Genomic DNA, 25,522 nt, shown 5'->3' with positions numbered 1-25,522 from the left:
CGGGCAGAATGTTCAAAATTCAATCGATGCCGACGCTTTGAAGGTGCGGGGCATGCCCTGCAACAGGTCGGGACGGAAGCTGTCGAACGCGGACGCCCAATAACGCCGGTTGGCAATATTATCGATGCCCGCACGAAGCGTCAGCGGGCTGTCGCCCAGCAGCGAGACATGGCGCAGGCCGAGGTCAAACCGTGTCCAGCTAGGCAGGAACAGCGTGTTATCAAGGTTGGCGGCCTGCTTTCCCGTATGCACCGCCCGGCCCGTAACGGTGAACGCCGGGACGAACGGCAGATCCCATTCGACATTGGCATTGAGCATATATTCGGGAACGCCGGTCGGTTTATTGCCTTCATTGACCCCACCTTGGGTCTGGCGCAGTTCGGCGTCGATCACCGATCCGCCAGCGATCAGGCGCAGGCCGTTCACCGGCTCCGCGTCGATGCTTAATTCTATACCGCGGTGCCGCTGCGTGCCGAACGGGCCATAGACAAGAAAGCCCGGCCGCGCCGCGTCGAGCGTATAGATAGCGATGTCGCGATCGATCTGGAATAAGGCCAGGCTGGCGTTCAGCTTGCCAAGCGCAACCTTGCCACCCAATTCATATTGCGTGGATAGAAAGGGGGGAAGCGTCTCACCGCCATTGCTGACGGGCAGGACGCCGGTGCCGGTATTGGCGCTGACGGCTGCAGTGGCGCCGGGCACCAATGCCTCTATCCGGTTGGCGTAGAATGACACGCCGTTGACGGGCTTGAAGACGAGACCAAGGACCGGCGTCACGGCATCTTCATCATAGCGGCCGGTCAGGCCGCCGGCAGCGATTGGTCCCGTGGCGTTTGCGGCATAGGATTTGCTGCCGATCATCTGCAGCCGCAGTCCGGCAGTGATCTGCAGCCGGTCGTTCCAGAAACCGATGGTGTCGGACACGAACAGGCTGCTCAATTTCTGCCGGTTGATCGGGAACGGATCGTCAATGTCGCCGCCTGCGAAGGTGACCACATCGGGACGCGGGACAGCGACGGGATCATAGATATTGGTCGCCACCGGCGAGGCCGCATAGAATAAATAGGCATTGCGGTTGACCAGCCAGTTGATCGACCCGCCGACATTGACTTCATGCGTCCAGAGGCGCGATGCCAGCTTGGCACGCAGACCTACGGTAGCCGCCTCGTTGTTATCCGTGCGCGGGATATAGGAACCCTGTGCCGTAGCCGCGCCAGTTGCTGCGTCGGTCAGTCTTATGGTCTGGTAGAAGCCGCGCTCCGACCCGTCGCGCGCGCCGAATGATGCATAGAGCAGCACATTGTCGGCAATGTCATATTCGGCCCTGAATTGCCCGAAGATATCGCGCAGCGTGCTATTCTGCCATGGCTGACCATAATTGGTCGATGACCCCGGCACGGCAGGAATGATATTGCCGACCACCAGCTTGGGCCGCTGGTGCGCCACCCTTACACGCTGGTAGACGATGTCGAGCGCGAGCCGCAGCGGGCCATTGTCATAGTCGATGGCGCCGCCCAACAGGTAGGAGCTGCGAAACTCATCGTCGATTGCCACATCGCCCCGTCGCGCCGTGCCGTTGATCCGCGCGCCCCATTCGTCGTTCGCCCCATAGCGACGGCTGACGTCGAACGCGCCGCCAATATGCTCTGGCCCGGTATAGTTGACGGTCAGCCGATTGAGATCATGCGCGCCCGCACGCTTGGGCATCAGGTTGACGCTTCCGCCGATGCCGCTGCCGCCCGGCGCGGCCCCGTTGATGAAGGCGCTGGAGCCGTTCAGCACCTGCACTGACTGAGCGAGTTCGGGCGCGACCAACTGGCGCGGCGCTATGCCATAAAGGCCACCGAACCCGACATCGTCTCCGCTCAGAGCAAAGCCGCGGATGACGAACAGTTCGCCCGCAATCCCAAAGCCCAGCGTCGTGCGGATCGAGGGATCATTTTCCAAGACCTGGCCGAGTGTCTGCGGCTGCTGGTTGAGGATCAGCGCCTCATTATAGGTCTTGATGCTGAACGGCGTGTCTTGCGCAGCCTTGTCGCCGAATATGCCGACATTACCTCCGCGCAACACAGCCGTCTCGTTCTGCTTCTGCGCGGTAACGATGATGGCACTGTCCTGCGCGAAGGCGGGCACAGCGAAGGTCGCGAGCGATGCGCCGATCATCAGGCGCGAAAATTTGGACGTCACAATGGTATCCCCCAGGATAAAAGATCGAAAGATGGGCTGAATCAGCGTCTATGTTTCCGCATCGCCCAGACGACCGCGAGAGGCGGGACCAAGAGAGCCGCCCAAGACAACCGATCCGCCGCGCCGTCACCGGCCAGCGCAGACACCAGCCCGACCAGAATCAGCAGCGCGATGATCAGCGGCGCCGCGAAAATATGGCGAAGCGACCGGACATGATTTCGGGACTTGCCAGTCATTCAGCCGCCGCCATGAGACCACCGCTCTCGACCTCTCGGACATGCGCGTCAGCGCCCGCACGCCGCTTGCCCAGCCACAGCAGCAAGCCGGTCCACAGGACATAGAGGGTGAAAAGGTCAAGGATCGCCCAGAGGATCTTGAGCGGCAGCGCACCATAGTCGCCAAAATGCAAGGGTTGCGAATAGGATAGCGCAACCATGTACCAGGGCATTTGGCGGATGTCGGTCAGCACGCCGCTTTCGCCATCGACCAGCGCTGGCGTCAGCACATGTTCGGTCAGCTTCGTCGTGCCCTGCAGGAAAACGGCATAATGATGCTTGCTGCTGAACCCACCCCCAGGGAAGGCGATGAATTGCGGATTGTTGCCCGGCCGCGCCGCCCGTACCGCCGCCATGGCTTTGTCGATCGACCCGTATCGCGACGGTGGCAATGGCGGCTGGCCCGCATAGGCTAGAGTCATTTCGGCAAGTTCGCCCATCTGCCACATCTGGCGCAGCGGCGTCGCGGCGGCATTGATCACGCCCGTCAGCCCGACGACGCCCATCCAAGCCAGGGCAACAATGCCCAACAGATTATGATAGTCGATCTGCCGCAGCCGCCGACTACGGCTCACGCGCAGGGTGCCGAAGTCCAGCTTGCGCATGAAGGGCGCGTAGAGAACCGTCCCTGACAGCAGCGCGATGAAAAACAGGACGCCCATGGCACCCAGGAAAAGCATGCCGGGCAGACCCATAAACATGTCGGTATGCAGTTGGAGCAGAAAATGCATCACGCCCTCCTCACTCTCCCGACCCGTCACTTCCCCGGTCGCGCGATCAAGAACGTGAATGGTCATGTCCGCGCCACTGCTGTCGGGTTGCGGGGCCGTGGTGATGGTCATCAGCGGCGTGTCATTGTCGAACGCCATGAATACCGGAACTTGGCCCGGTGCATTTGCCAAAACCGTGCCCAGCAAAGCATCAAGCGATTTCAGGCCGGGCGCATCGCTGGATGAAGGCGGTCCCGCTACCGCCATGCTGTCGGGTTCACCTGACAGAGCGTCGATTTCATCGTGAAAGATCAGCGGCAGTCCGGTGACGCACAGCATCAGCAGGAACAGCGTGCAAATGAGGCTGGTCCATTTATGAACGAGATACCACACGCGGATTGTGCCGCGGGTCATTATAGAGCGCCCCTTGCTTAGTAATGCGAATTATTCGCGATAAATCGGCGCGTGCGAATATTCAAGGGGGTTTGACCAAACTGCTGACGATATCCCTCTTTGGGTCATCCCCGTACCGGTGAACGGCCCTAGGGAAGAGACGGCGAAGCCGCTCGCTTTACGCGCGACGTTGCCAGCCAGCCTGGCTTAGGAAGCGCGCATCATGGCTCGATCCCAGCACGTTCGCGAGTAAGGCGCTTCGCAAGCAATTCACGCGATCGGGCAGCATAGCGGCGGCAGGCCCCAGGCGTATCATTATATCGACCTTGGCCTGCATTATCCGGATGTGCGGAGATCAGTATGTCACATGGCAATCTGTCCATCCGCTCGTAGCTCGCCGCAAAACCCCTGATGATCGCAGCGCTTGAGGGCGCTATGTAGCGATAGCCATCGGCTGACACCGGATTGAGGCTGGCGGCGAAGACGATCGCCTTGCAGACCTTGCCTTCACAGGCTTTCCAGTTCCAACTCATGCTGCCCATCGTATGACCGGATGTTGCGTGTGCGGTGACCGCCGTGCGCCCAAGCCTCAGCACTTCGCGGTCCTTGACGACGCGCAGGCGCGTCACACGCGGCCAGCGGCCGCCATAACCCAGTTGTGGATCATCTTTCATATGCGCCCCTAACCGCAAGCCTTCAGCCCCGCGCGCGCTTGCAACGATGGTTGCACCGGTGTCGCGGGCGAGCGCGGCAAGTCCGCCGCTATGATCAAAATGCGGTTCCGTACTCAGAATAAATTTGATGTCTTTAGGGTCGAAGCCAAGCGCGCGGACATTATTCATTATCGCCGGTGCCGTTTGCGGAAGTGCGCCATCGATCAATATCAGCCCTGCACCTGTGTCGATCAATGCGATACTCAGTCCCCCAAAGCCGACGAGATAGGTGTTCCCGAAGATTTTTTCCGGCGGCACTGGCGCAAGCCATTCCTTGGCCCGCTCTGTAGCCATCGGGCGGGTCAATGGATCGATCTGGCCTCGTGCGGGGACGCTGGCCTTGGCAGCGACCAAAGACGGTGCCCCGTGCCCGATGGTTGGTTGCGGACCTGAAACCAGGGCGGCGATTGTCAGTATTGCGATCATATCCTGTCTCCCATTCACCGCTGGGATGCCCGCCGACGTCGCACGTTACAAAGCATGATTTCTCGACAAAGCCATGAGAATAATCGATGGCAAGGCCATGGATCGCGCCCAACTTCCGCTCAACGCCCTGCGCGCTTTCGAGGCGGCAGCGCGTCATCTCAATTTCACCCGCGCAGCGATAGAATTGTGCGTCAGTCAGGGCGCGGTCAGCCATCAGGTCGCGCAGCTCGAACGTCGCCTTGGCACGCGCCTCTTCCTCAGGCTGCCGCGCGGCCTCGCGCTCACCGACGAGGGGCATGCGCTTGTGCCCGTACTTGCCGAAGCCTTTGATCGTGTCGGCGCGACGCTCGACCAATATGCTGATGGCCGGTTCCGAGAGGCGCTCAAGGTCGGGGTCGTCGGCACGTTCGCCACCGGTTGGCTGATTGCGCGCCTGGACGCCTTTGCCCGTTTGCATCCTTCGATTGATCTGCGCATCTCGACCAACAACAATCGTGTCGATCTGGCAGGCGAAGCGCTCGATTTCGCGATCCGCTTTGGCGACGGTGCGTGGCATGGTACGCATGCCGAGCCATTGCTGGCTGCACCCATGGCACCCGTCTGTGCGCCGGTCATTGCCGCGCGGTTGAAGGCCCCCATCGACCTTTTCCATGAACAAATGTTGCGGTCGTACCGACCCGATGAATGGGCGCTGTGGTTCGAGGCTGCAGCCGTACCTGGTCCCGATGCTGCGCGGTCCCGTTTTCGATAGTTCAGCGCTGATGGCCTCGGCCGCTGCCGCTGGACATGGTGTCGCGCTGGTGCCGCTCGCGATGTTCACCCGCGAACTGGCCTCGGAACAACTGATGCAGCCTTTTGCAATCACGGTCGACGTCGGCCGTTACTGGCTCACTCGTCTGATCTCACGCCCGGAAAGTGATGCGATGCGCCGCTTTCGCCATTGGCTTATGGATGAGATAGCAGCGCCATCACCCATGGATCAGCGATAAAAAACTACTGGAGTGGCGAGTTAGTTTTAGTGCGGCACGGTTGGAGTGGAAGATCGTTTTCGGTTATGCCGTTGGAGGCAGGTTCGCGGTCGCAACCTGCCCCCCCCATCAGCCATCAACGATCCGCTTTGTCCGCAGCCTGACGGGCCGCCAATTGGCGAGCAGCCGTTGCCGTCGCGTCAGCGGCAGTCACTATGTCGTCCCTGTCATTATCCTGCTCAGCGAAGGCACGGGTGCCGGAGGCGTCATATTCGGCCTGGGTCATCTTTGCGTCCTTATCCTTGTCCAGTACAGCGAAGCGGACATAGGTTTGGCGAATCTGACGTTGCCGTTCCTCTGTCTTTTTTTCCTCGCTGCGGTCCGATCTGGCGAGTTGCTGTTCCAGCCGGGCACGATATTCCGCGACATATTCGGCCTCCGACACCCAGCCATCGCTGTTGGTGTCGGTCGCCTGGAAGCGGGCCAGTCGCCCGGCGTCGAATTCGGCGCGGGTCACCTGCCCGTCCTTCTCGGCATCATAGTCGCGGATGAAGGCGGAACCTTCATGTGGGGCGGCTGCGGCATTCCCGGCGATGGCGAGCAAGGCAGCAGCGAGAGAAATTTGGATTTTCATACTATCTCCGATGAAGGAAGAACGGGGCGATCAGGCCGCGTCGAAGGTCAGCGTATAGGTGTAGCTGCGATAGGGTGTTTCGGACCCTGCCGGGGCTGCGCCGCGATGGCGTACAAGGATGAGATAGGTGCCCGCATCCGGCGGCGTCAGGGCGAAGCGCCCATCGGTTCCGCTTTTGATCTGCGCGACGACCTTGCGCCCGTCATAAAGACCAGCGCTGCGGAACAGGCTGATGTCGGCCTGAGGAAGCGGCTTCCCCTCGAACAGCAAGGCAAAGCTGGCGCCGGATCCGGCAACGATGGCGTTGGGGTGGGTGATCGCCTGGATTTCCAGCGCCCGCCCCGATGGCTTGAGCGTCGTGTCGGTCGGTTGGCCGCGCGTCACATAGGCTTCGGCGAGGGTCATGCTCTGCACATCGACCTGCTCGACATTAGCGGGCGGCGTCCCGCCTTCACCGCGCATCGCCCATTTGTCGCCTTGCCGGAACATCTTGCCCTTGCGCCCGGCACGCTGGCCGCTGGTCACCCGATAGGTGCCGTCGGCGGGAATCGCCGCTTCAAAGACAGTCAGGTCGCGCAAATGGGTGACGGGGCCGGTCGGTACGTCCCGGCCATCGGGCGCGACCAGATGGAAGGGTGCGTCGCGCATGGCGACTTCGGGCAGGAAGGCGTCCTCGGCAAAGGCCGCCTGGACAGTGACATGGTCGCCCTTGGCCCCCAGGTCGAATGTGGTCGGCAACATATAGGGCATATGGGCCTGCGCCATGGTGGTGCAGAACAATGTCAGGCCCAGCGCAGCGGAATGGAATCGCGATATCTTCATAAATCCCCTTTCTAGCCTCAGCACTATATCTAATGCGACTCACTTGCAATCTCATTCATTGCTGCTAGGTGCTGGCTGGACCGGGCGGGTCAACGCCCGCCTACTGCCGAAGGGGGCCGCATATGATGTTGAAGACCAAAATGAAGCTGGCATTGGGGACCGCGCTGATCGTCACGCCGATCCAGGCATGGGCGCAGGACACCGCCGCCGATGCGCCGCAAACGACGCGCATGACGCTCGATCGGATGGTGATATCCGCGGGCACGGAAAAGGTCGCGATCGACACGCCGCAGGCGGTCAGCACGCTCGATCAGGACGATATCGACCAGATCCAGGCAACGACGATTGGTGACTTGCTGGAGGCCATGCCGGGCGTCAATGTCCAGGGCGGCGTCGGCCAGCTGGGTCAGGGGTTCAACATTCGCGGCCTCGGCACGGCGATCGGCGACAGCGACAATCGCATCCTGCTGACCGTCGATGGCGTGACCAAATTCTACGAACAATATCGCATGGGGGCGCTGTTCAGCGAACCGGAACTCTACAAGCGGGTGGAAGTGCTGCGCGGCCCAGCCTCTTCAACCCTCTATGGCGCGGGCGCGTTGGCGGGCGTCATCAATTTCACGACCAAGGATGCGTCCGACTTTCTGGCCGATGGCGATCCGCTGGCGGTGCGGCTGAAGGCTGCGACCGAAACCAACGCGCAGGCGCATACCCTGTCGGGGATCGTCGCGGTGTAGCCGGTCGAGGGGGTCGAACTGCTGGGCAGCTATAATTACCGGCGCAGCGACGATTATAAGAGCGGCAATGGTGAAACGGTAGCGGCTTCCGCCACCTTGTCGGATAGTTGGCTGGTCAAGGGCCGGGTAGCAATCGGCGGCAACAAGAAACATGCGATCTGGGCCAGCTACCAGGACTGGGTGAGCGATGCGCCGCAGGTCTATGATCAGATATCCGCAGCGACAGGCGCGGCGCTGATGCGCCGCCGCGTTCACGACAAGACGGCGGTGCTCGGCTATGTAAACGACTTCGACGGCAGCAAGATTTTCAATATCGAAGCGCAGATCGCCCATTCCCTATCGAAGGTGCATCAGACCGAAACCACTTTCCTTGGCCCCCTCGCCTATTCCGATTTTTCCTATGAAAGCTGGCAGGCCAAGGTCCAGAACAGCAGCGAGTTCGCCATGGGCGGCGACTGGACGACCTTCCTGATTCTAGGCGGTCAGTGGAGTACCCAGGAACGGCGCAACCCGCGCGTTGCGTTCGACGGCACGGTCACGCCGGGCGCGGGCACCCATCCCGAAGGCAGTATGGACCGCTATGGCCTGTTCGGGCAGTTGGAGATCATCTGGTCCGACAAGCTGACCATCATGCCGGGTGTCCGGGTCGATTGGAACGACTTGAAACCCGGTGACACGGTGGTTGGCGGCACGACACTGACCGAGCGGGTCAAGGATAGCGGCATTTCGCCCAAGCTGGCGGCGCTCTATAACATCACCCCCTGGATCGGCCTGTTCGGATAGGTGGCGCGCACCGTGCGAATGCCCAATGTCGACGAAGTGTTTACGCGTGCTGCGATCCCCGCGCCCCTGGGGCGTCCCAACAATTCCGGTCTTCGCCCGGAGAAATCGGATAATATCGAGGCGGGCTTCACCCTGTCCTTCGATGACATGATAGGCTCGAATGACCGGTTTCGGGCCAAGACGACCCTGTTTCGCAATGACGTCAAGGATCTGATCATCCAGGGGGCGGCCACGTCGGGAACGCCCTATTTCCAGAATATCGGCCGGTCACGCTTCAAGGGTATCGAGGTGGAGGCGGAATATGGCCTCGGCGGTTTCTTCGCCCGCGCCAACGCGTCCTTCGTCGATGGCAAGGACCGGCTAACGGATAATTATCTCAACACGATTCCGGCCAACGACTATCGGTTGACGCTGGGCTATGTCGATACCGCCACCGGCCTGTCCGGCGGCTGGTCCGGCGAATTTGCCGAACGGCAGGACAGGGTGACGACGGGCAATTTCTCATCGGCCGGGTCCGGCCTGCCGACGCCGGGCTATAGCGTCCATAATCTCTTCTTCGCGTTCAGGCCGCAGAGCGGCGCGGCGAAAGGTTTCGAGTTCCGCATCGCGATGGATAATGTCTTCGACAAAAACTATCGCCGCCATCTCTCCGCGCTTGCAGCAGAGGGGCAGAGCTTCAAGTTCACCGTGGCTAATATGTTCTAACGCCATGGCACGGGCAGCGCCTTCCTTTCGCATCGGCGGACCAGCAGCGGCATCGCTTTTGGTCAACGGGCTGCTGATCGCGGCCTTGCTTAACCTTGGCATGGAGCATGTCGCGCGGCGCAGGGATTCACCGGCGCTGACGGTCGTGTCGCTGGCGGTGTTGAAGGGGACGGAGCAGGGGAAAGACGAAGCGGAGGCATCGGCTCCCCCTACCCCGCCCGCTGCGGCTGACCCACCGCCTGTCGCGCCCTCGTCGCCAGCGCTTGCGCCCGTCATTCCCGTATCGATCGCGCCGCCGATCAGCGCAATTGCTTCCAGTCTGCCGCCTACGCCATCGGTCCAACACACGGTATTGGTCGCCACCCCCTCTACAGCACCGTCGCCCCCGGCCCAGCCCGTTTCGGGCTCGGCATCGCCAACGACATCGGCCGCCCGTCGCGGCGTCACCGATGGCCTGGACGTCAAGGCACCGCCCGGCACCAGCCGGACCTATGCCGCCAAGATACGATCCTGGCTCTATGCCCATAAAATCTACCCCCGCCGCGCGCGGATGCGGCGGCAGGAGGGGCTGGTTCAGGTTCGTTTCATCCTCGATCGCACCGGCATGTTAGTGGAAGGCGCGATCATTCGAGGATCGGGCAACGCCGTTCTGGACGAAGAGGCTGAGGCGATGATGCGGCGTGCATCCCCCTACCCCCCCGCGCCCAACGATTTGCGCGGCGAGCGGATCGAATTCACCGCGCCGATCGAATTCGTCCTGCCGGTCTGAACCGGGGAAGGCCGGCAGCGGTCGTGTTCTGACGGGGCGCTCGGCGGTGCTGGCGGCTCGGTGCGTAGTGATGGGTCAATGACAAGACCGGGGTGGCGCTTGTCTCCGCGAGCCTTCGCCGTGGCGCGGCTCAATGTGACGATTTCGTTTCATCAATCCGGTTCGAGCTTCATCTGATTGTCATCTCCTAGCCTCTGGCAAGTCACATCCTTGGGGCATCGGCGTCCTCATTCAAAAAGGGGTTCGCCAACATGACACGCCGTATGCAGTTTTTCGTCGCCCTGCTTTCCAGCAGCACCGCTTTCCCAGCTGCGGCCCAGACCATGGCGCCCGAAGTCGAGGCCGCAGGCCGCGAGCAGATCATCGTCACCGCGCAGAAGATCGAACAGCGGGCGATGGACGTGCCCATCACCATATCGGCCGTCAGCGGCAAGCGGATGGCGGAAATCGGCGTTTCCGACCTGGACGAACTGTCCAACTATATCCCCGGCCTCAACATCCAGGAACAGAGCGCCAACAATCCGGGCATCGTCATTCGCGGCATCACGTCGGACAGCGGATCGGCCCAGCAAGCGCCGCGCGTCACCCTTTATTATAACGGCGTCGACATTTCCCGCTCGCGTGGCTCCTATCAGGACATCTACGATATGGAGCGGATCGAGGTCATCAAGGGACCGCAGGCGACCTTGTTCGGAACCGCGTCGGCGGTGGGCGCGATCAGCATGATCTCCGCCCGGCCCAAGCCCGGTTTCGCCGCCGAACTGACCGCCGGATACGGTAATTATGATGCCAAATTGCTGAGCGGCTTCGTCAATGGCGGGTCGGACAAGGTCTCCGGCCGCATCGCCTTCGCCTGGAAGAAGCGCGACGGCTATGTGAAAAATCTGTCCGCGACGCAGGACGATCTCTATGCCCGCGACCAGTTGGGTGTGCGCGGCTCGCTGCGCCTCACGCCCACCGACAATTTCACCGCCGACCTTATCCTTACCTATGACCGTCAGCGCAATTCCGGTACGCCCTTCATCTCGCGCGCACTGCCAACCTCGCAGGGGCCGGGCAACCCCTTTGGCGCGGCCAATCTGAGCGGTTCGCCGCTATCGTCTTCCGCTCTGCGCGGCGACAAGCTGGGACTGCGCCGCGACGTTTATGACGCGAACCTGACCTTCAGCTGGGACATCGCCGACGACTGGACGCTGACGATGGTCCACGGCTATCGCGATTTCGACAGCAATGAAATTTTCGATGCGGACGGTTCGGCCGCCTGGTATCTGGAATTTGGCGAGGAGGCGAAGGGCTGGCAGGCAAGCCATGAAACCCGTTTCTCCTATGCTGGCGACCATTTCCGTGGCGCGTTCGGCTGGAATATGTTTCGGGAGAAAAGCAATCAGCGCGTGCCTTTCTCGACGGAAGAAGGCACCTATATCCAGTGCGCCACACGCCTGATCCCCGGCCTCGCCTGTGTAGCGGCCGACGGCACCGTCACGGCATCGCAGGCGACGGCGATCCTCACGCAAGGCGCGGCGACCGTCATTCCCTACAACTCGGTCTTTGAAAATCAGGGCAAGAATGACAGCTATTCGATGTTCGCGGATGGCACCTGGCTCGCCAGCCCATCGCTGGAACTGACGGCTGGCATCCGCGCGCTCATTGAAAAGCGCCGGTCGGGCTTCGTGACGACTGTACCCAACTCCGTGCTGAGCGGCGCGCCGCTCATTCCCAGTCAGGTCAACACCAATGGCCGCGTCCTGCGTGCCGAAGACAGTTTCGCCGCCTTCCTGCCGCGCTTCAATATCCTCTATCGTTTCTCACCCAATCTGAACGGCTTTGCCACTGTGTCGAAGGGCCGCCGGTCACCGACCGTCAGCCTGGACGCGGCCGCTGGCGGCGTTGCCCGCATCAATCGGATCGCGGGGGAAAATGTATGGAACTATGAAGTCGGGCTGAAGGCCAATAGTGGCATCATTTCCGGTTCGCTGGGTGTCTATTATCAGAAATATGATAATTTCCAGGTCAGTGTGACCGGCACCGACGGCGTCAATCGGACAGTCAGCGCCGGGACGGCCAGCAATCTCGGCGTTGAAGCAGAGGTCGCGATCCAGCCCACCAGCTGGCTCAACATCTTCGCCAATGGCGGCTATATCGATGGCGGCATCGACAACAAGGAAGCCAATGGCCGCTTTGCGGGCGATCAGTTCCGTCTCCAGCCCAAATTCCAGTCGGCAGCCGGTTTCACCATCGACGCGCCGCTGGGCAATGGCATGCGCGTCTTCGCAACGCCCAGCCTCACCTATCGCAGCAAAATCTATTTCGAAGTGCCGAACACCGAAGCCATCAGCCAGAAGGCTGTCATGCTGGCGAACGTACGCGCAGGCATCGGCTTTGCGGATGATCGCTACGAGATTTCAGGTTTCATCCGCAACCTCACGAACAAGGACTATCTGCTCGATGCCGGTAATACCGGCGGCGGCTTCGGCATCCCGACCTACATCCCCGCAGAACCGCGCTTCTACGGCGTGCAGCTCACCGGCCGCTTCTGAACGGCGAGAGGAAGGAACAATCATGCGCTTCACCATCGATCGCCGCCTGCTCATCAAGGGCAGCATATTGGGCCTGGGTGCCCTGTCCATTCCCGGCGCCGCGCAGATATTGGGCGCGCGCGGCTTTAGCCATGGCGTAGCCAGCGGCGAACCGGGCATGGACAGCGTGCTGCTCTGGACCCGCTATGTCGGGTCAGGAGACAGCAAGTTGCGGGCCGAAGTCGCCACCGATCCGGCCTTTACCAAGGTCGTGTCGGGCGGCGAAGTCACCGCCCGCGCCGATGCCGATCACACAGCGAAGATCACCGTCACTGGCCTTCAACCCGGCCAATGGTATTTCTACCGGTTCATCGCGCCCGATGGCGCGATCAGCCGGATCGGTCGCACCCGCACCTTGCCTCAGGGTAATGTGTCGCGCTTCGGCATCGGCCTCTTCTCCTGCTCCAACATGCCCTTTGGCTTCTTCAACGCCTATGGCCATGCCGCCGTGCGCGACGATATCGACCTGGTCATCCATTGCGGCGACTATCTCTATGAATATGATCGCGGTCATTATCCCAGTCTGGAAGACGCCGTTCCCGGCCGGATCATCGAACCGGCGAACGAGATGGTGACGCTGGCCGACTATCGCCTGCGCTACGCCTCCTACCGGCTCGACCCTGATCTTCAGGCGCTGCACGCCGCCTTCCCGATGATCGCCCAATGGGACGATCATGAACTGACCAATGACGCCTATAGGGATGGCGCGGAGAATCATCAGCCCGACATGGAAGGCGAATGGGCGGTGCGCAAAGCGGCCGCGCAGAAGGTCTATCGTGAATGGATGCCCGTCTCCGATGCGATGTATGACAGTTTCCAGATCGGTACGCTGGCGACCATCTTCCGTCCTGAAACCCGGATCACAGCGCGCAACAAGCAGTTGAACGTCGGCGAAGCGGTCGCCGGGCGCGGCGACCTGGCCAAGGCGCTGGCCGATTTCCGCGACGGTGCCTGGAGCATGCAGGATCGCACCCTGATGGGTACGGAGCAGGAAAAGTGGCTTTATGATGGCCTGGGCAAGTCCAAGAAGGACGGCACAGCCTGGCAGATACTCGCACAGCAAGTAATCATGGGCTATGGCCGTTTTCCAACCAATGCGGCCGATTGGGTGCCTACCAATTCCCCGGCGATCGTGCGCACGAGACTGGCCGGTGCGGTGGCCGCGTCGCAGGCGGGGCTACCCTATAATATGGATAGCTGGGACGGCTATCCGGCGGCGCGCAACCGCCTCTATGACGCGGCGCTCGCGGCCGATGCCGACCTTGTCGTCCTGTCGGGCGACAGCCACAACGCCTGGGGCTATAATCTGGGCGAACGCGGCCCTGGCCAGGGCGACAGCAAGCATAGGGTCGGCGTCGAATTTGCGGGGCACAGCGTTACCTCACCGGGCTTCGAGGCCTATGCCAAGGGCGTGCCGCCAGCCGACATCGCCCGCGCCCTCCGTGCGGTCAATCCGGGCATGGCCTTCTGCGATACCAGCCAGCGCGGCTATGTCTCGCTGGAGGTAACGCCGCAGCAGGTCGCAGGCTCCTGGCACTTCATGAAGGATATCCGCACGCGCACGACCGACCTTGCAGGCACGCACCGCATGACCGTGCAGCGCGGCGCGAAGCTGCTGCAGAACGCATAAGGCATAGGCAAACCCCGCCATTGCAGGATGGCGGGGTTCGCACACGAGGAAATGCTAAACGCCGCGCGTCCGTCGGTGCGGAGCATCACGGCGTCTATCGACGATCATCATCATGAACATTCAAATCAGAGAATGTTGGCATAGTGGCGTGCGGCGACACCGCCAAATATCTGCATTTGCCGCATGATCTTCTTACAACTGGGGACATTGTTGCCGCGCGGCGCGCTGGCGCCTGTAAGTCAGGGCCGTGAGCAAGCGCGCATGGCGGGCATGGCTGATGTCGTTGGCGCGCATCAGTCCTATCGCGCATAGGCTGCCGACGATCGGTACGGCCAGTCCCAGGCTGAGCATAGCTGTCTGCACCAATGCTGGCTGGATAGTTTCGGGCACATAGCCGAGCCAGCCCAGTGTCCAGCCGATCAGCGCCGTCGATGCCGCACCGCTCGCCTTTACCACCACCAGATAGAAGGCGAACAGCCCGGTTTCGAACCGGCGATGGTGACGCCAGGCGACGACGTCCACGGCATCGGCCAGCAAGCCCCAGGGCAGCATGAAGATGCTGGCGAACCCGAAGCCGATCAGCAGCGTGCAAGCGATCAGGGCATTGGGCCATGCGAGGCACAGGGCGAACAGCATGATGCCGCTAATGCAGACGGCATGACCTGCAGCCAGCAGGGTCGCCTTGCTGAACCGGCCGGTCATCGACGTCCAGGCCAGAACGCCCAAAAACTGGCCGGTGGTGAGGCCCAGCAGCAGCATCTTTACCAGGTCCGGGCGCTGGATCACATAAGTGCCGATATAGAGCAGCATCCGGCTGAACATCGGGATGGCAAAGCCGGTGATGAAGGCGAGTAGCGCCAGCGCGAGGATCAGGGGATCACGCAACGGTATCGCAATGCCGTCGCCCTCGACCGCTGGGTCGGGTGGGGGCGTCGAACCGTTGTTCGATGCCAAGGCACTAAGAATCATGGTCGCGGCAAAGAGAATACAGGCGATGACACCGGCCACGGCAAGCCGATCGAAGTCCCCTGTCCGCCCGGCGGACTGCACCATCGGCGCGAGGATGATCGCGATCGCCAGCGAACTGATCGTGCTGAAGAACAGGCGATAGCCCGACACGCGGCCGCGCGATCGGCTGTCCGAGGTTACCCGCGCCATGAGTGCATTGTGCGGCACGTCGATCACCGCATAGGCACCGCGAAACAGCAGCAACCCGGCGGCCACGATCCACAGATCGCGCACGCCGAGCGCTGGCAGGGCATAGAGCAAGGCGAAGGCCGCGCCGCAGGGTATGGCGGCGGCGGCGACCATCCAGCGATAACCTCGCCCGGTGCGTCGCAGACGGATAACCAGCTTTGCCGCCAACAGGTCGAAGACGAGATCGCCCAGCACCGCGACCAGCATCAGGGAACCCGCGCTGGTCGGCGACTGGCCCAACAGGTCGGTCAGGAGAAACAGGATGGTGAGATCGGCCCCGGAAAAGAGCAGCGCCTTACCCATATTGCCGGAGGAATAAGCGAGCAGCCGACCTTCGCGCCCTGCCCATTCGCGCAGCGGTATTCGCCGGTGCAGGTTCTGCTTTGACGCTCGCAACGATGTCAGCACATGATGTCCGCTCAACCCATGCCTGCGATCCAGCGCGCCGACATTTCGGGGACGGCGCCTAGTGGCGCTCTCTTACAGTTTGGCGACTCTGCGGCCTGCGTGAGCAAGCGCATTGGCCGCAGGGCAGGAAAGCGCCATTTGCGCCGATCCGACAAATCGCCCTATAGCGCAAACGCCTGTAGCGGGACGACGACGCCCAGAAGCATGGGTGCGGTCGATTTGGGATATGTGGATGAAACGCCAGAAAGCCTCCAGCCTTGCCGACCTGTCCGCACTTGCCGGCGTGTCCATATCCACGGTGTCCCGCGCCCTGGCCGACAATCCGCTGGTCGCGGTCGCTACCCGCGACAAGATAAAGCAGTTGGCGCGCGAGCATGATTTCCAGATCAATGTCGCCGCCCGCAATTTTCGGCTGCAGCGGACCGGCGCAGTGGGGGTGATATTGCCGCTGGGCCATGAAACCGAGCAGCATCTGACCGATCCCTTCTTCATGAGCCTGATCGCGTCGCTCGCCGATGCGCTCGCAGATCGCAATTATGACCTGCTGCTCTCGCGCGTCATTCCCTCGAACGACCAATGGCTCAAGGCCTTTGTCGAATCCGGCAAAGTCGATGGCGTCATCATCGTCGGGCAATCGGACCAGATCGACGTGATTGAAACAGTGTCCGCCCGCTATGCCCCACTGATTGTCTGGGGGGCGTCGATACCCGGTTACAGCCAGTTGACCGTGGGGTCCGACAATTTCGAGGGCGGACGGTTGGCCGCGCAGCATCTTCTGGCGCAAGGCCGGAAAAAGCTGACCTTTGTCGGCAATCCAGCGGTGCCGGAATTCGCGGCCCGCTTTGCTGGTTTCAACGCGGCGATCGCACAGGCTGGGGTGCCGCAAGGCGCTGTCCTGCCCTCGCATGTCACGGCCGAAGCCGCCTATGCGACGGTACGGGCATATCTGAAGCAGGATGCCGCACCGGATGGCATCGTCGCTGCGTCGGACGTGATTGCGCTCAATGCGCTGCGCGCAATTGCCGACCATGGATTGCGCGTGCCCGAAGATGTCGCCGTCGTGGGCTATGACGATGTGTTCATCGCCGAACAGACGACGCCACCGCTGACGACGATTCGGCAGAATTTCGTGCTGGGCGCGCAGATGATGGTCGACCTGCTGTTCCGCCGGATCGCAGGCGAGGAGGCCGCTTCCGTCTCCCTTCAGCCAACGCTCGTATTGCGCGCTTCGGCCTAAAACCCCTTTTGAAACCAAGCGATTGCCCCGCTGTACAAAAAGTTTTGCAAACGTTTGCATTTAAGATTGCAAACGTTTGTTTTTGGAAATATCAGAGCGGCAACAAGATAGCTGGGCATAGGGGATGATCGGTGAGGGCTGATGTAAGGATTGTGCCGGGTTCGGCACGTCGATTTGGCCATGACGACCATCCTGCCCTGCGCTCTCTTTCAGCGCCTTCTCCGGCCGTTCGTTCCGCCGGGGCGAAGTCGGACCTCCGCCAAAGACTGCACGCTTTGGCGGGGGTCATGACATGGGCGAGCTTCGCCGCATGAGCGAAATGCCTGCCACGAGCCATTGGACTGCAGAGGACGTCGAGCGCATCGATCGCGCTACAGCGCCTTGCGCACCGGTCATCCCGGCGCAGCGTCGCGTCATCGAGACGCTGGACCTGTGGGATTATTGGCCGGTGCAGACCGTCGATGGTCATCCGGCCGATATTGCAGGCGGCACGCTGTTCATCGCGCTGTCGGCACCCATTCTGCCCGACCCCGACGCCAGACATGCCGTGGCGCGAATGCGGCTGCTGCATCGCGTCGAGGGTGAATGGCGCGATCTGGGGCCGGTTTTGCCAGACGGTTTTTCGCCCGGCAGTCGCGAATGGTCCGGTTCGGCCATCCTTTCGCCCGACGGCGAGACGATCACGCTTTATTATACCGTGGCCGGCGTCCGGGGCGAGGTGGAAACAAGCTTTGCCCAGCGGCTATTCTACACTTGCGCAGGGTTGACCATTCGGGATGGCGCCATAGCGCTTTCGCCTTGGTCGGAGCCTGTCGAGTTTCTGGAGCCGGACGATGTTCATTACAGCCGCGACATGGCAGGCGGCGGTGCGGTCGGCACGATCAAGGCGTTTCGCGATCCGGCCTTTTTCCGCGATCCGGCCGACAATCAAGACTATATCCTGTTTGCCGGATCGATAGCCCGGTCGCGGTCGGCATGGAATGGGGCGGTCGGCATTGCGCGCCGGGTCGTTGACCAGGAGTGGCAGATATTGCCGCCGCTGGTCGAAGCGGATGGGCTGAACAATGAGCTGGAACGTCCGCATGTCATCATGCGGGACGGGCGCTATTATCTGTTCTGGTCGACCCAGACCAAGGTGTTCGCGGCAGATGGCCCGGTTGGACCGACCGGGCTTTACGGGATGGTGGCGGACGGGCTGTTTGGCCCGTGGCAACCGCTCAATGGGTCGGGGCTGGTGTTCGGCAACCCACAGTCCGCGCCGTTCCAGGCCTATAGCTGGCTGGTGCTGCCGGATCTATGCGTGCAGAGCTTTGCCGACCTGGTCGGGTTGGCGGAGCCGCCGCGCGATGTCGTGCAGGCGCGGGCGCATTTCGGCGGCACCCCGGCCCCCGAATTGCGGCTTATGATCGACGGCGAGAAGGCGTGGCTGGCATGACGACAACGGAAACCATGATCGCGGGCGTCGAATTGGGCGGTACCAAATGTATCGCGACGCTGGCGCGGGGCAAGGATATCCTGCGGCAGGAGCGCTGGGCGACCGAAGGGCCAGAGACGCTGGACGAGATTTCGGCGGCCTTGGCGGCATGGCAGGACGAGGCGCCGTTCGCGGCGATCGGGATCGGCAGTTTCGGGCCGCTATGCCTGGACGCCAGCAGTCCGCATTTTGGCCACATGGAGAATACGCCCAAGCCCGGCTGGGCGGGGGCGGATGTGCATGGGCATTTTGCGCGCCGCTTTGCCCTGCCCGTCGGCATCGACACGGATGTCGGGGGCGCGGCCCTGGCCGAGGGGCAATGGGGTGCGGCGATGGGATGTGCGGTGCATGGCTATGCAACGATCGGGACAGGCGTTGGCCTTGGCCTGGTGGTCGATGGCAAGGCGGTGCATGGCCGCCTTCACCCCGAAGCAGGGCATATGCGTATCCGGCGGACGGCGGGTGATATGTTCGAAGGCGCCTGCCCTGCCCATGGCGATTGCCTGGAAGGGCTGGTCGGTGGTCCGGCGCTGGCGGCGCGGGCGAACGGCGCGCTGGCGGATATGCCCGATGACGATCCGCTTTGGGATCGGGTGGCGCGCGAACTGGGCGAATGGGTGGCGATGCTGATCCTGTGCGTGTCGCCCCAGCGACTGGTGATAGGCGGCGGGGTGCTCGATTACCGTCCGACCCTGCTTGCGAAGATACGGGTGGCGGTCGCCGCCAATCTGGGCGGTTATCTGGCGGGGCTGGATCTCGCTGCGCTGGAGACGTTGATCGTGCCGCCTGCCTTGGGGCGCGATGCGGGGCCATTGGGGGCGATCATCGTGGGTCAGAATGCGTTGAGGGGGAGCCAAGCATGAACGAATGGCGCTATTCCGGCATAGCCGCAGCGATCGTGGCGCTGGGCGGTTGCACATCATTGACCGATGTCGCGCCGACCGCAGCGGTCGGTGATCGCTGCGCCGCCTTTGCATCGACACTGCAAGGCCATTGGCCCGACGCCTCGACAAGGGTGACCAGTGCTGTGTTCGTCCCGGAAGGGCCAGCGCCTGCGCCCGATCCGCGTGGTTTTCAATATGACAGCACGGTTCCGCTGAAAGCACATTGCGACGTGCAGGCTGTAATGGCCGAGCGGCAGGGCATGGATGGTCAGAGCTATGCGATTAAATTCCATCTGCGCCTGCCGATGGAATGGAATGGTCGTTTCCTGTTCCAGGGCGGCGGTGGCACCAATGGCGACATTGGCAATGCGTTGGGCGCGTTGGCTGGCGTTGGCCTCGTCACACCTGCATTGGCCCAGGGCTATGCGGTGGTCAGCCAGGATTCCGGGCATGACAATGCGGTCAACAACGACCCGGCCATGGGCGGTGCGGTGGCGTTCGGCTTCGACCCGCAAGCGCGGCGCAACTATGCCTATGCGTCATTGGGGGCGGTGACCGATGCGGCGAAGGCTGCGATCGCGACCTTTTATGGCAGCGCACCGCGCTATTCCTATTTTGCGGGCTGTTCCAAAGGCGGCCAGGAAGGGTTGGCGGTCGCGCATCGCTATCCCGATGCGTTTGACGGTATCGTCGCGGCGGCACCGGGCATGTCGCTGCCGCGTGCGGCGTTGGCGCAGGCTTGGGACGTGCAGACATTCGGACGCCTGGTGCCCCCCGGCCCCGATGGCGTGCGACCTTTCGGACAATTGGCGAATGCCTTTTCGACCAGCGAATTGGGGATCGTGCGGCAGGCCATACTGAAGGCGTGCGACGCCAAGGATGGCGTGGCCGATGGTCTGGTCGCGCATTATGGCCAGTGCGGCAATGAAGATGTGCTGCCGGTGTTGCGCAGTTTTGCCTGTACCGGACAGCGAAACGGACAATGTTTATCCAATTTGCAGATCGATGCGCTTGTCCGGTCCATGTCCGGTCCGCGCAAGAGCGATGGGTCACCCCTCTATGTCCGTTTTCCCTGGGACGGCGGCGTGGGAGAGCCGGGCTGGGCGGTGTGGAAAGTGGGACTGGCCAAGGAGGGCGTCCCTGCGTTGAGCATCGTCGTCGGCGGATCGGCCCTGTCCGCGATCTTCCAGACGCCGCCGAAGCTGGTCGCGGCTGATCCGCAAGGCATGATGCAATGGCAGATGGGCTATGATTTCGATCGCGATGCCGACGCCATCTATCGGGTGGCGGCCCCCTTCCCGGCTTCGGGCTGGGACATGATGTCGGCGCGGTCGCCCGATATTGATGGGTTCCGGGCCGCTGGCGGCAAGCTGATCGTGCCGCATGGCGCGGCAGATCCGGTCTTCTCGCTGGACGACACGCTGCAATGGTATCGGGAGGTCGACGCCCGTTATGCGGGCAAAGGCGCGGACACCGTGCGCGTCTTCCCTGTGCCGGGCATGAACCATTGCGAGGGCGGGCCATCGACCGATCGCTATGACGCCTTTGCCGCGATGGTCGATTGGGTCGAGCAGGGCCGTGCGCCCGAACAGCTCAATGCCGTGGCCCCTGCGGCCAGTCCGTGGCCGGGCCGTACCCGACCTATCTGCCGATACCCCGCTTATGCCCGGTACAAGGGCCAGGGCGATGTCGAGAAAAAGGAAAGCTTCGAATGCGTAAGAGGATGATAGGCCGACTTGCCCTTGGGGTTATCGCGATGCAGGCGGCCCTGCTGCCGGTGCAGGCGGTGGCGGCGGACGATGGCCGCTGGGTCGCGAGTTGGGCGTCCAGCCCTTCCCTGCCCGTCGCCAAGCTGCCGTTCGATTTCTGGGAGCCGGCACCGGAGGTGCAGGGGACCATCCGCTATCATCTGCGCCTGAGCGCGGGCGGCACGAAGGTTCAGGTTCGCCTGTCGGGCGATACCCAGCCGACCGACGTCGCGATCGGCAGTGCGACCATCGCCCTGGCCGACGCGCAGGGCCGGATCGATGCGGCCACCATCCGGCCTTTGACCTTTTCCGGCGCGCGATCGGTACGGCTGCCTGCAGGAGCGCCCCTCTTGTCCGACCCGCTGCCGTTGCAGGTGAAGCCGGGCGCGGTCGCCGTGGTCAGCGTCTATCTGCCCACCAAGGTGATCTTGCCGCAGGCCGACCCCAATCATCGCGCCGAATGGGCGATCGGGAGCGACCAGACCGGGTCGGCGACGTTGCGCGGTGCCAAGCCGGTATCGAGCCGTGAAATCGTGACGTCGGTATTGGTGCAGTCGGACAAGGACGCCCGGACCATCGTCGCCTTTGGCGATTCCATTACCGATGGCTTTGGGGCCAAAGATCCGCTGCTGCGCGGTTGGCCGGGGCAGTTGGCCAAGATGCTGAACGCCAAGGGGATCGCCAATGTCGGCATCGCCAATGCGGGCATCGGCGGCAATCGGGTGTTGCGCGAAGAAGTCGGGCCAAGCGGCCTTGCGCGGTTCGACCGCGATGCGCTGGCCGTGCCGGGCGTCACCGACATCGTCCTGCTGGAAGGGATCAACGATCTGGGGCTGAGCGGTCTGGACAATCCACGCACAGACGGGCTGCATGACACGATCACCGCCGATGACCTGATCGCGGGCTATCGCCAGATGATCGCACGGGCGCGGGCGCAAGGCATCAAGGTCCATGGCGCGACGCTGACGCCGTTCCTGGGTTCGACCTTTCCGGGCTATGCGACGCCTGCCAAGGAAGTGATCCGCCAGGCCATCAACCAGTGGATCCGCACCAGCGGCGAATTTGACGGCGTGATCGATTTCGACGCCACCGTCCGCGATCCCGCCGCGCCCGACCATATCCTCGCCCAATATGATTGCGGCGACAAACTCCACCCGTCGGACGAGGGCTATGCCGTCATGGCCAAGGCCGCATGGGACCATTTCAACTTCTAAATCATAGCATGAAAACAAGGACTTGGATCGAGACAAGGTGACGATCCAAGCCTCCATAAAAAGGGAGAGTATCGTGAAGCATTTCTCATTTCTGTTCGTCGGCGCCAGTGTCGCCGCCTTGTCCTTCCCCGCGCTGGCGCAGGACGTAGCGCAGCCGCAGGCTGAAACGGACATGGCCGATAGTTATGGCGGCGACATCATCGTCACCGCGCAAAAGACCTCCGAAAAATTGTCCAAGGCGCCGGTCGCGATCAGCGTCGTGTCGCAGGATAGCCTGACCCGCCAAGGCATTGATTCCGCCGCCGCGCTGACCAGCACGGTGCCGGGCCTGCAATCGAGCCAGAACGGCTTTGCCATTCGCGGCATCGGCAGCAACAACAGCTTCAGCGGCTATTCCACGGTCGCGACGCAGATTGACGGCATCTATGATCCGTCCGCCGCCGTGCTGACGCTCGGCCTGTTCGATCTTGGTTCCGTCGAAGTGCTGCGCGGGCCGCAGGGCACCGTTTATGGACGCAATGCGACCGCAGGCGTCGTCAATATCAACACCGCCGATCCGGGCAAGGATCTGGGCTTCAATGCCGATATCCAATATGGCCGGTTCAACGAAGTGCGCGCCCGCGCCGCCGTCGACCTGCCGATCAGTGACGCTTTTGCCCTGCGCATCGCCGCCTATCGCCAGGTTGATGACGGGTTCGAGGGCAAATATGGCGCGCGACAGAATTACAACAAGACCGACCAGGCCGGGCTGCGCGTCAACAGCATCCTGCGTCTGGGCGACAGCCTGACCTGGCGCCTGTCGCTCAACTATGGGGAAAATAAGGGCACGATCCCGCTGACCTATATGCGCAGCCGCAACGTCTATCCCGATGCCAACATCGCGGCGGGCACGTTCGGCCCGATCCAGACCATCTATGATGAAGTCGTCAATCCGGGTCAGGATTTGGTCACCGACAATCAGATGGACCTGAAATATTATGCCGCCCGGTCGCGCCTGACTTGGCAGGCGACCGACGCGCTGTCGCTCACCTATCTGGCGGGCTATTCGGTGCTGAAGAATAATGGCGTGGATGCCGCAACGGGCGTGTTTACGCAGCAGAATATCAACCGTCGGACCGAAACCCAATCGCATGAGGTGAACGTCAATTATAATGCGGGCCGGTTCGATCTGGTGCTGGGCGGCTTCCTCTATCAGGACAAGCAGCCATCGGGCACGCGCCTGCTGCATGCCGGCGATACAGCGCCTGCGCCGTTCGGCAGCATCCTCAATGCGGCTGGAATCGCCAAGGTCGCGGGCACGGGCAATAATATCACGACCATCAGCGGCGTCGATGTCGTGACCTCCTATCGCGGTCAGGGGACCAAGTCGCAGGCGGTGTTCGGCCAGGGCACCTATGAACTCGCACCGGGCCTGAAGATCCTGGGCGGCGTGCGGTCGACCTGGGAACAGGTCAACCAGCGCAATATCGAGCTGGTCTGTCCCGGCGACACGATCACGCTGGAGAATATCACGCCCACGACCTGTCCCGGCATTCCCTTCGTCTATGCCCTGACCGATGACACCAACCGGCCGGAAGCGAAATTTTCCAACGTCAGTTGGAAGGCCGGCGTGAATTACGAGCTGACGCCAGAAACGCTGGCCTATGCCAGCGTTGGCACAGGTTTTCGTGGCGGTGGCCTCGAAGCCACAGGCAACGCGCCGGAGTTCCGGGAATATCAGCCCGAAACCGTGACCAATTACGAAATCGGCGTGCGTAGCTCGCTGATGGGAGGCAAGCTCTACCTTGCCGCCACGGCGTTCAACATGGACTATAAGGATCTGCAGGTATCGAGCATCGTGCTCAATCCGCTGACCAACCAGGTGTCGGCGGTGACGACCAATGCCGCGACGGCGCGTTTGCGCGGCATCGAGCTGGAAGCGATCATCCGGCCGACGAGCAATGACCGGATCAGCGGCTTCGTCTCCTATCTCGACGCGAAGATCCGGTCGTTCCCGACGGCATCGGACAATCTCAATTCGGGCAGCGGCAATTATAACGGCGTCACGGGTGCATTCGGCAACCTGCCCCTGCCCACCAATGTCGTGCGGGACGTGTCGGGCAATGAACTGCCCAATGCGCCGAAGTGGAGCGCGCGGGTGAGCTATGCGCATATCTTCGACCTGGGCGGTGCGGGTAGCCTGACGCCGAGCGTGGACTTCTATGTCCAGTCGCGGACGTTCAGCGACATCCAAAATTATGCGCAGAGCCGCCGGGCATCCTATACCAAGACCGACCTCAACCTGCGATATGAAACCGAAGATGGGCAGTTGTCGATCACCGGCTTCGTCAACAATCTGGAGGATGAGCGCGTGGCCAATAATCTGGTGACGGTGTGGAGTTCGACCACCGCCAATTATGATCCGCCGCGTACCTATGGCGTGCGCCTCGGCATGCAATTCTAAGCTAGGGTGGGGCGTCCCGTGCGGGACGTCCCATTTTTTCGGAAAGGGCAGCATCATGGCCGACAGGCAATTCCCGAACGACCCGCAGACGCGCCGCAGCCTGTTGCTCGCCGCCGGCGCACTGGCGGCCGTTCCTGTGATGGCTAAAGCGGCAGCGCCTGCGCCCGTGCCAGAGGACGTCCCCAAGGCGGAATTCGTCTATGAGGCGATCGTGACATTGGGCCCGCCCGAAGAGATTGGCGAGACGCCGCATGGCAAGCGCGTGCGCATTCCGATCACCGGCGGCACGTTCAAAGGGCCACGGATCAGCGGCACCATCTTCCCCGAAGGCATGGACTGGCAATTGATCCGCCCGGACGGGATGACCGAATTAGAGGCCGCCTATCTGATGCGGGAGGCCGACGGCACCGTCATCCACATCCAAAACAAGGGTGTGGCGGGCAAGGGCTATGCGCGGACGAGTGCCGTGTTCGAAGTACCCAATGGCCCGCACGCCTGGCTGAACGAAGCCGTGTTTGCAGGGACGGTCGGCCCGGTGCCGGAGATGGACACCCCCGCCGTGCGCATACGCATGTACAAGCTGATTTAG

The 25,522-nt window shown here is 62.2% G+C and carries 17 protein-coding genes and 2 pseudogenes; 13 read left to right on the top strand and 6 right to left on the bottom strand.

The window, feature by feature from the left end:
* Nucleotides 1–12 precede the first annotated feature (12 nt).
* The 3 genes from ACZ2HM_RS22375 to bla all read right to left on the bottom strand — a co-directional run bounded on the left by ACZ2HM_RS22375 (nucleotide 13) and on the right by bla (nucleotide 4,704).
* Nucleotides 13–2,187, bottom strand: a complete 2,175-nt coding sequence (locus ACZ2HM_RS22375; protein ID WP_470427080.1) for a TonB-dependent receptor — start codon at nucleotides 2,185–2,187, stop codon at nucleotides 13–15.
* A 232-nt stretch (nucleotides 2,188–2,419) separates the two neighbouring features.
* Nucleotides 2,420–3,586 carry a PepSY-associated TM helix domain-containing protein gene (locus ACZ2HM_RS22370; RefSeq protein ID WP_470427079.1) on the bottom strand — a complete coding sequence of 389 codons (1,167 nt, stop codon included), beginning with the start codon at nucleotides 3,584–3,586 and terminating at the stop codon, nucleotides 2,420–2,422.
* Between the two features lie 200 nt (nucleotides 3,587–3,786).
* On the bottom strand, nucleotides 3,787–4,704 hold the full coding sequence (gene bla / locus ACZ2HM_RS22365) for a subclass B3 metallo-beta-lactamase (protein ID WP_470427078.1): 918 nt from the start codon (nucleotides 4,702–4,704) through the stop codon (nucleotides 3,787–3,789).
* A gap of 97 nt (nucleotides 4,705–4,801) precedes the next feature.
* Here bla and ACZ2HM_RS22360 point away from each other — a divergent pair.
* Nucleotides 4,802–5,693 (top strand): annotated as a pseudogene (locus tag ACZ2HM_RS22360) (LysR family transcriptional regulator).
* Between the two features lie 115 nt (nucleotides 5,694–5,808).
* On the opposite strand, the gene ACZ2HM_RS22355 reads toward ACZ2HM_RS22360, so the two are convergent.
* Nucleotides 5,809–6,306, bottom strand: coding sequence for a CREC-EF hand family protein (locus tag ACZ2HM_RS22355; protein ID WP_037474736.1), 498 nt, complete (start codon nucleotides 6,304–6,306; stop codon nucleotides 5,809–5,811).
* 30 nt (nucleotides 6,307–6,336) lie between these two features.
* Nucleotides 6,337–7,128, bottom strand: coding sequence for a DUF4198 domain-containing protein (locus ACZ2HM_RS22350; protein ID WP_037474733.1), 792 nt, complete (start codon nucleotides 7,126–7,128; stop codon nucleotides 6,337–6,339).
* 122 nt (nucleotides 7,129–7,250) lie between these two features.
* On the opposite strand from ACZ2HM_RS22350, the gene ACZ2HM_RS22345 reads away from it, so the two are divergent.
* From ACZ2HM_RS22345 to ACZ2HM_RS22325, 5 genes and pseudogenes are all read left to right on the top strand, one after another.
* Nucleotides 7,251–7,865, top strand: coding sequence for a TonB-dependent receptor plug domain-containing protein (locus ACZ2HM_RS22345; protein WP_470427077.1), 615 nt, complete (start codon nucleotides 7,251–7,253; stop codon nucleotides 7,863–7,865).
* Nucleotides 7,866–8,045: 180 nt separating this feature from the next.
* Nucleotides 8,046–9,353, top strand: a pseudogene (locus ACZ2HM_RS22340) (TonB-dependent receptor domain-containing protein).
* A 4-nt stretch (nucleotides 9,354–9,357) separates the two neighbouring features.
* On the top strand, nucleotides 9,358–10,122 hold the full coding sequence (locus ACZ2HM_RS22335) for an energy transducer TonB (RefSeq protein ID WP_470427076.1): 765 nt from the start codon (nucleotides 9,358–9,360) through the stop codon (nucleotides 10,120–10,122).
* Between the two features lie 263 nt (nucleotides 10,123–10,385).
* Nucleotides 10,386–12,659, top strand: coding sequence for a TonB-dependent receptor (locus ACZ2HM_RS22330; protein WP_470427337.1), 2,274 nt, complete (start codon nucleotides 10,386–10,388; stop codon nucleotides 12,657–12,659).
* 22 nt (nucleotides 12,660–12,681) lie between these two features.
* On the top strand, nucleotides 12,682–14,328 hold the full coding sequence (locus ACZ2HM_RS22325; RefSeq protein ID WP_470427075.1) for an alkaline phosphatase D family protein: 1,647 nt from the start codon (nucleotides 12,682–12,684) through the stop codon (nucleotides 14,326–14,328).
* Nucleotides 14,329–14,520: 192 nt separating this feature from the next.
* On the opposite strand, the gene ACZ2HM_RS22320 is transcribed toward ACZ2HM_RS22325, so the two are convergent.
* Nucleotides 14,521–15,933 carry an MFS transporter gene (locus ACZ2HM_RS22320; protein ID WP_470427074.1) on the bottom strand — a complete coding sequence of 471 codons (1,413 nt, stop codon included), beginning with the start codon at nucleotides 15,931–15,933 and terminating at the stop codon, nucleotides 14,521–14,523.
* A gap of 232 nt (nucleotides 15,934–16,165) precedes the next feature.
* On the opposite strand from ACZ2HM_RS22320, the gene ACZ2HM_RS22315 reads away from it, so the two are divergent.
* The 7 genes from ACZ2HM_RS22315 to ACZ2HM_RS22285 all read left to right on the top strand — a co-directional run bounded on the left by ACZ2HM_RS22315 (nucleotide 16,166) and on the right by ACZ2HM_RS22285 (nucleotide 25,522).
* Nucleotides 16,166–17,170, top strand: a complete 1,005-nt coding sequence (locus ACZ2HM_RS22315; protein ID WP_470427073.1) for a LacI family DNA-binding transcriptional regulator — start codon at nucleotides 16,166–16,168, stop codon at nucleotides 17,168–17,170.
* Nucleotides 17,171–17,462: 292 nt separating this feature from the next.
* Nucleotides 17,463–18,605: a glycoside hydrolase family 68 protein gene (locus ACZ2HM_RS22310; protein ID WP_470427072.1), complete on the top strand. Its 1,143-nt coding sequence runs from the start codon at nucleotides 17,463–17,465 to the stop codon at nucleotides 18,603–18,605.
* The gene (locus tag ACZ2HM_RS22305) at nucleotides 18,602–19,507 is read left to right on the top strand and encodes an ROK family protein (RefSeq protein ID WP_470427071.1); all 906 of its coding nucleotides are present in this window, start codon (nucleotides 18,602–18,604) and stop codon (nucleotides 19,505–19,507) included. Before ACZ2HM_RS22310 ends, ACZ2HM_RS22305 begins: the two co-directional genes overlap by 4 nt.
* Nucleotides 19,504–21,255, top strand: a complete 1,752-nt coding sequence (locus tag ACZ2HM_RS22300; RefSeq protein ID WP_470427070.1) for a tannase/feruloyl esterase family alpha/beta hydrolase — start codon at nucleotides 19,504–19,506, stop codon at nucleotides 21,253–21,255. The genes ACZ2HM_RS22305 and ACZ2HM_RS22300 overlap by 4 nt, the downstream gene beginning before the upstream one ends.
* Nucleotides 21,240–22,490 carry an SGNH/GDSL hydrolase family protein gene (locus ACZ2HM_RS22295; protein ID WP_470427069.1) on the top strand — a complete coding sequence of 417 codons (1,251 nt, stop codon included), beginning with the start codon at nucleotides 21,240–21,242 and terminating at the stop codon, nucleotides 22,488–22,490. The genes ACZ2HM_RS22300 and ACZ2HM_RS22295 overlap by 16 nt, the downstream gene beginning before the upstream one ends.
* A 73-nt stretch (nucleotides 22,491–22,563) precedes the next feature.
* Nucleotides 22,564–24,933 carry a TonB-dependent receptor gene (locus ACZ2HM_RS22290; RefSeq protein ID WP_037480359.1) on the top strand — a complete coding sequence of 790 codons (2,370 nt, stop codon included), beginning with the start codon at nucleotides 22,564–22,566 and terminating at the stop codon, nucleotides 24,931–24,933.
* A 55-nt stretch (nucleotides 24,934–24,988) separates the two neighbouring features.
* Nucleotides 24,989–25,522 (top strand): DUF3237 domain-containing protein, encoded by a 534-nt coding sequence (locus ACZ2HM_RS22285; protein WP_052027836.1) that lies wholly within the window; start codon nucleotides 24,989–24,991, stop codon nucleotides 25,520–25,522.

Source organism: Sphingobium sp. KKT206 (assembly GCF_055640555.1).
The sequence above is the reverse complement of the archived record's forward strand: the minus strand, read 5'-3'. Positions and strand labels throughout refer to the sequence as shown.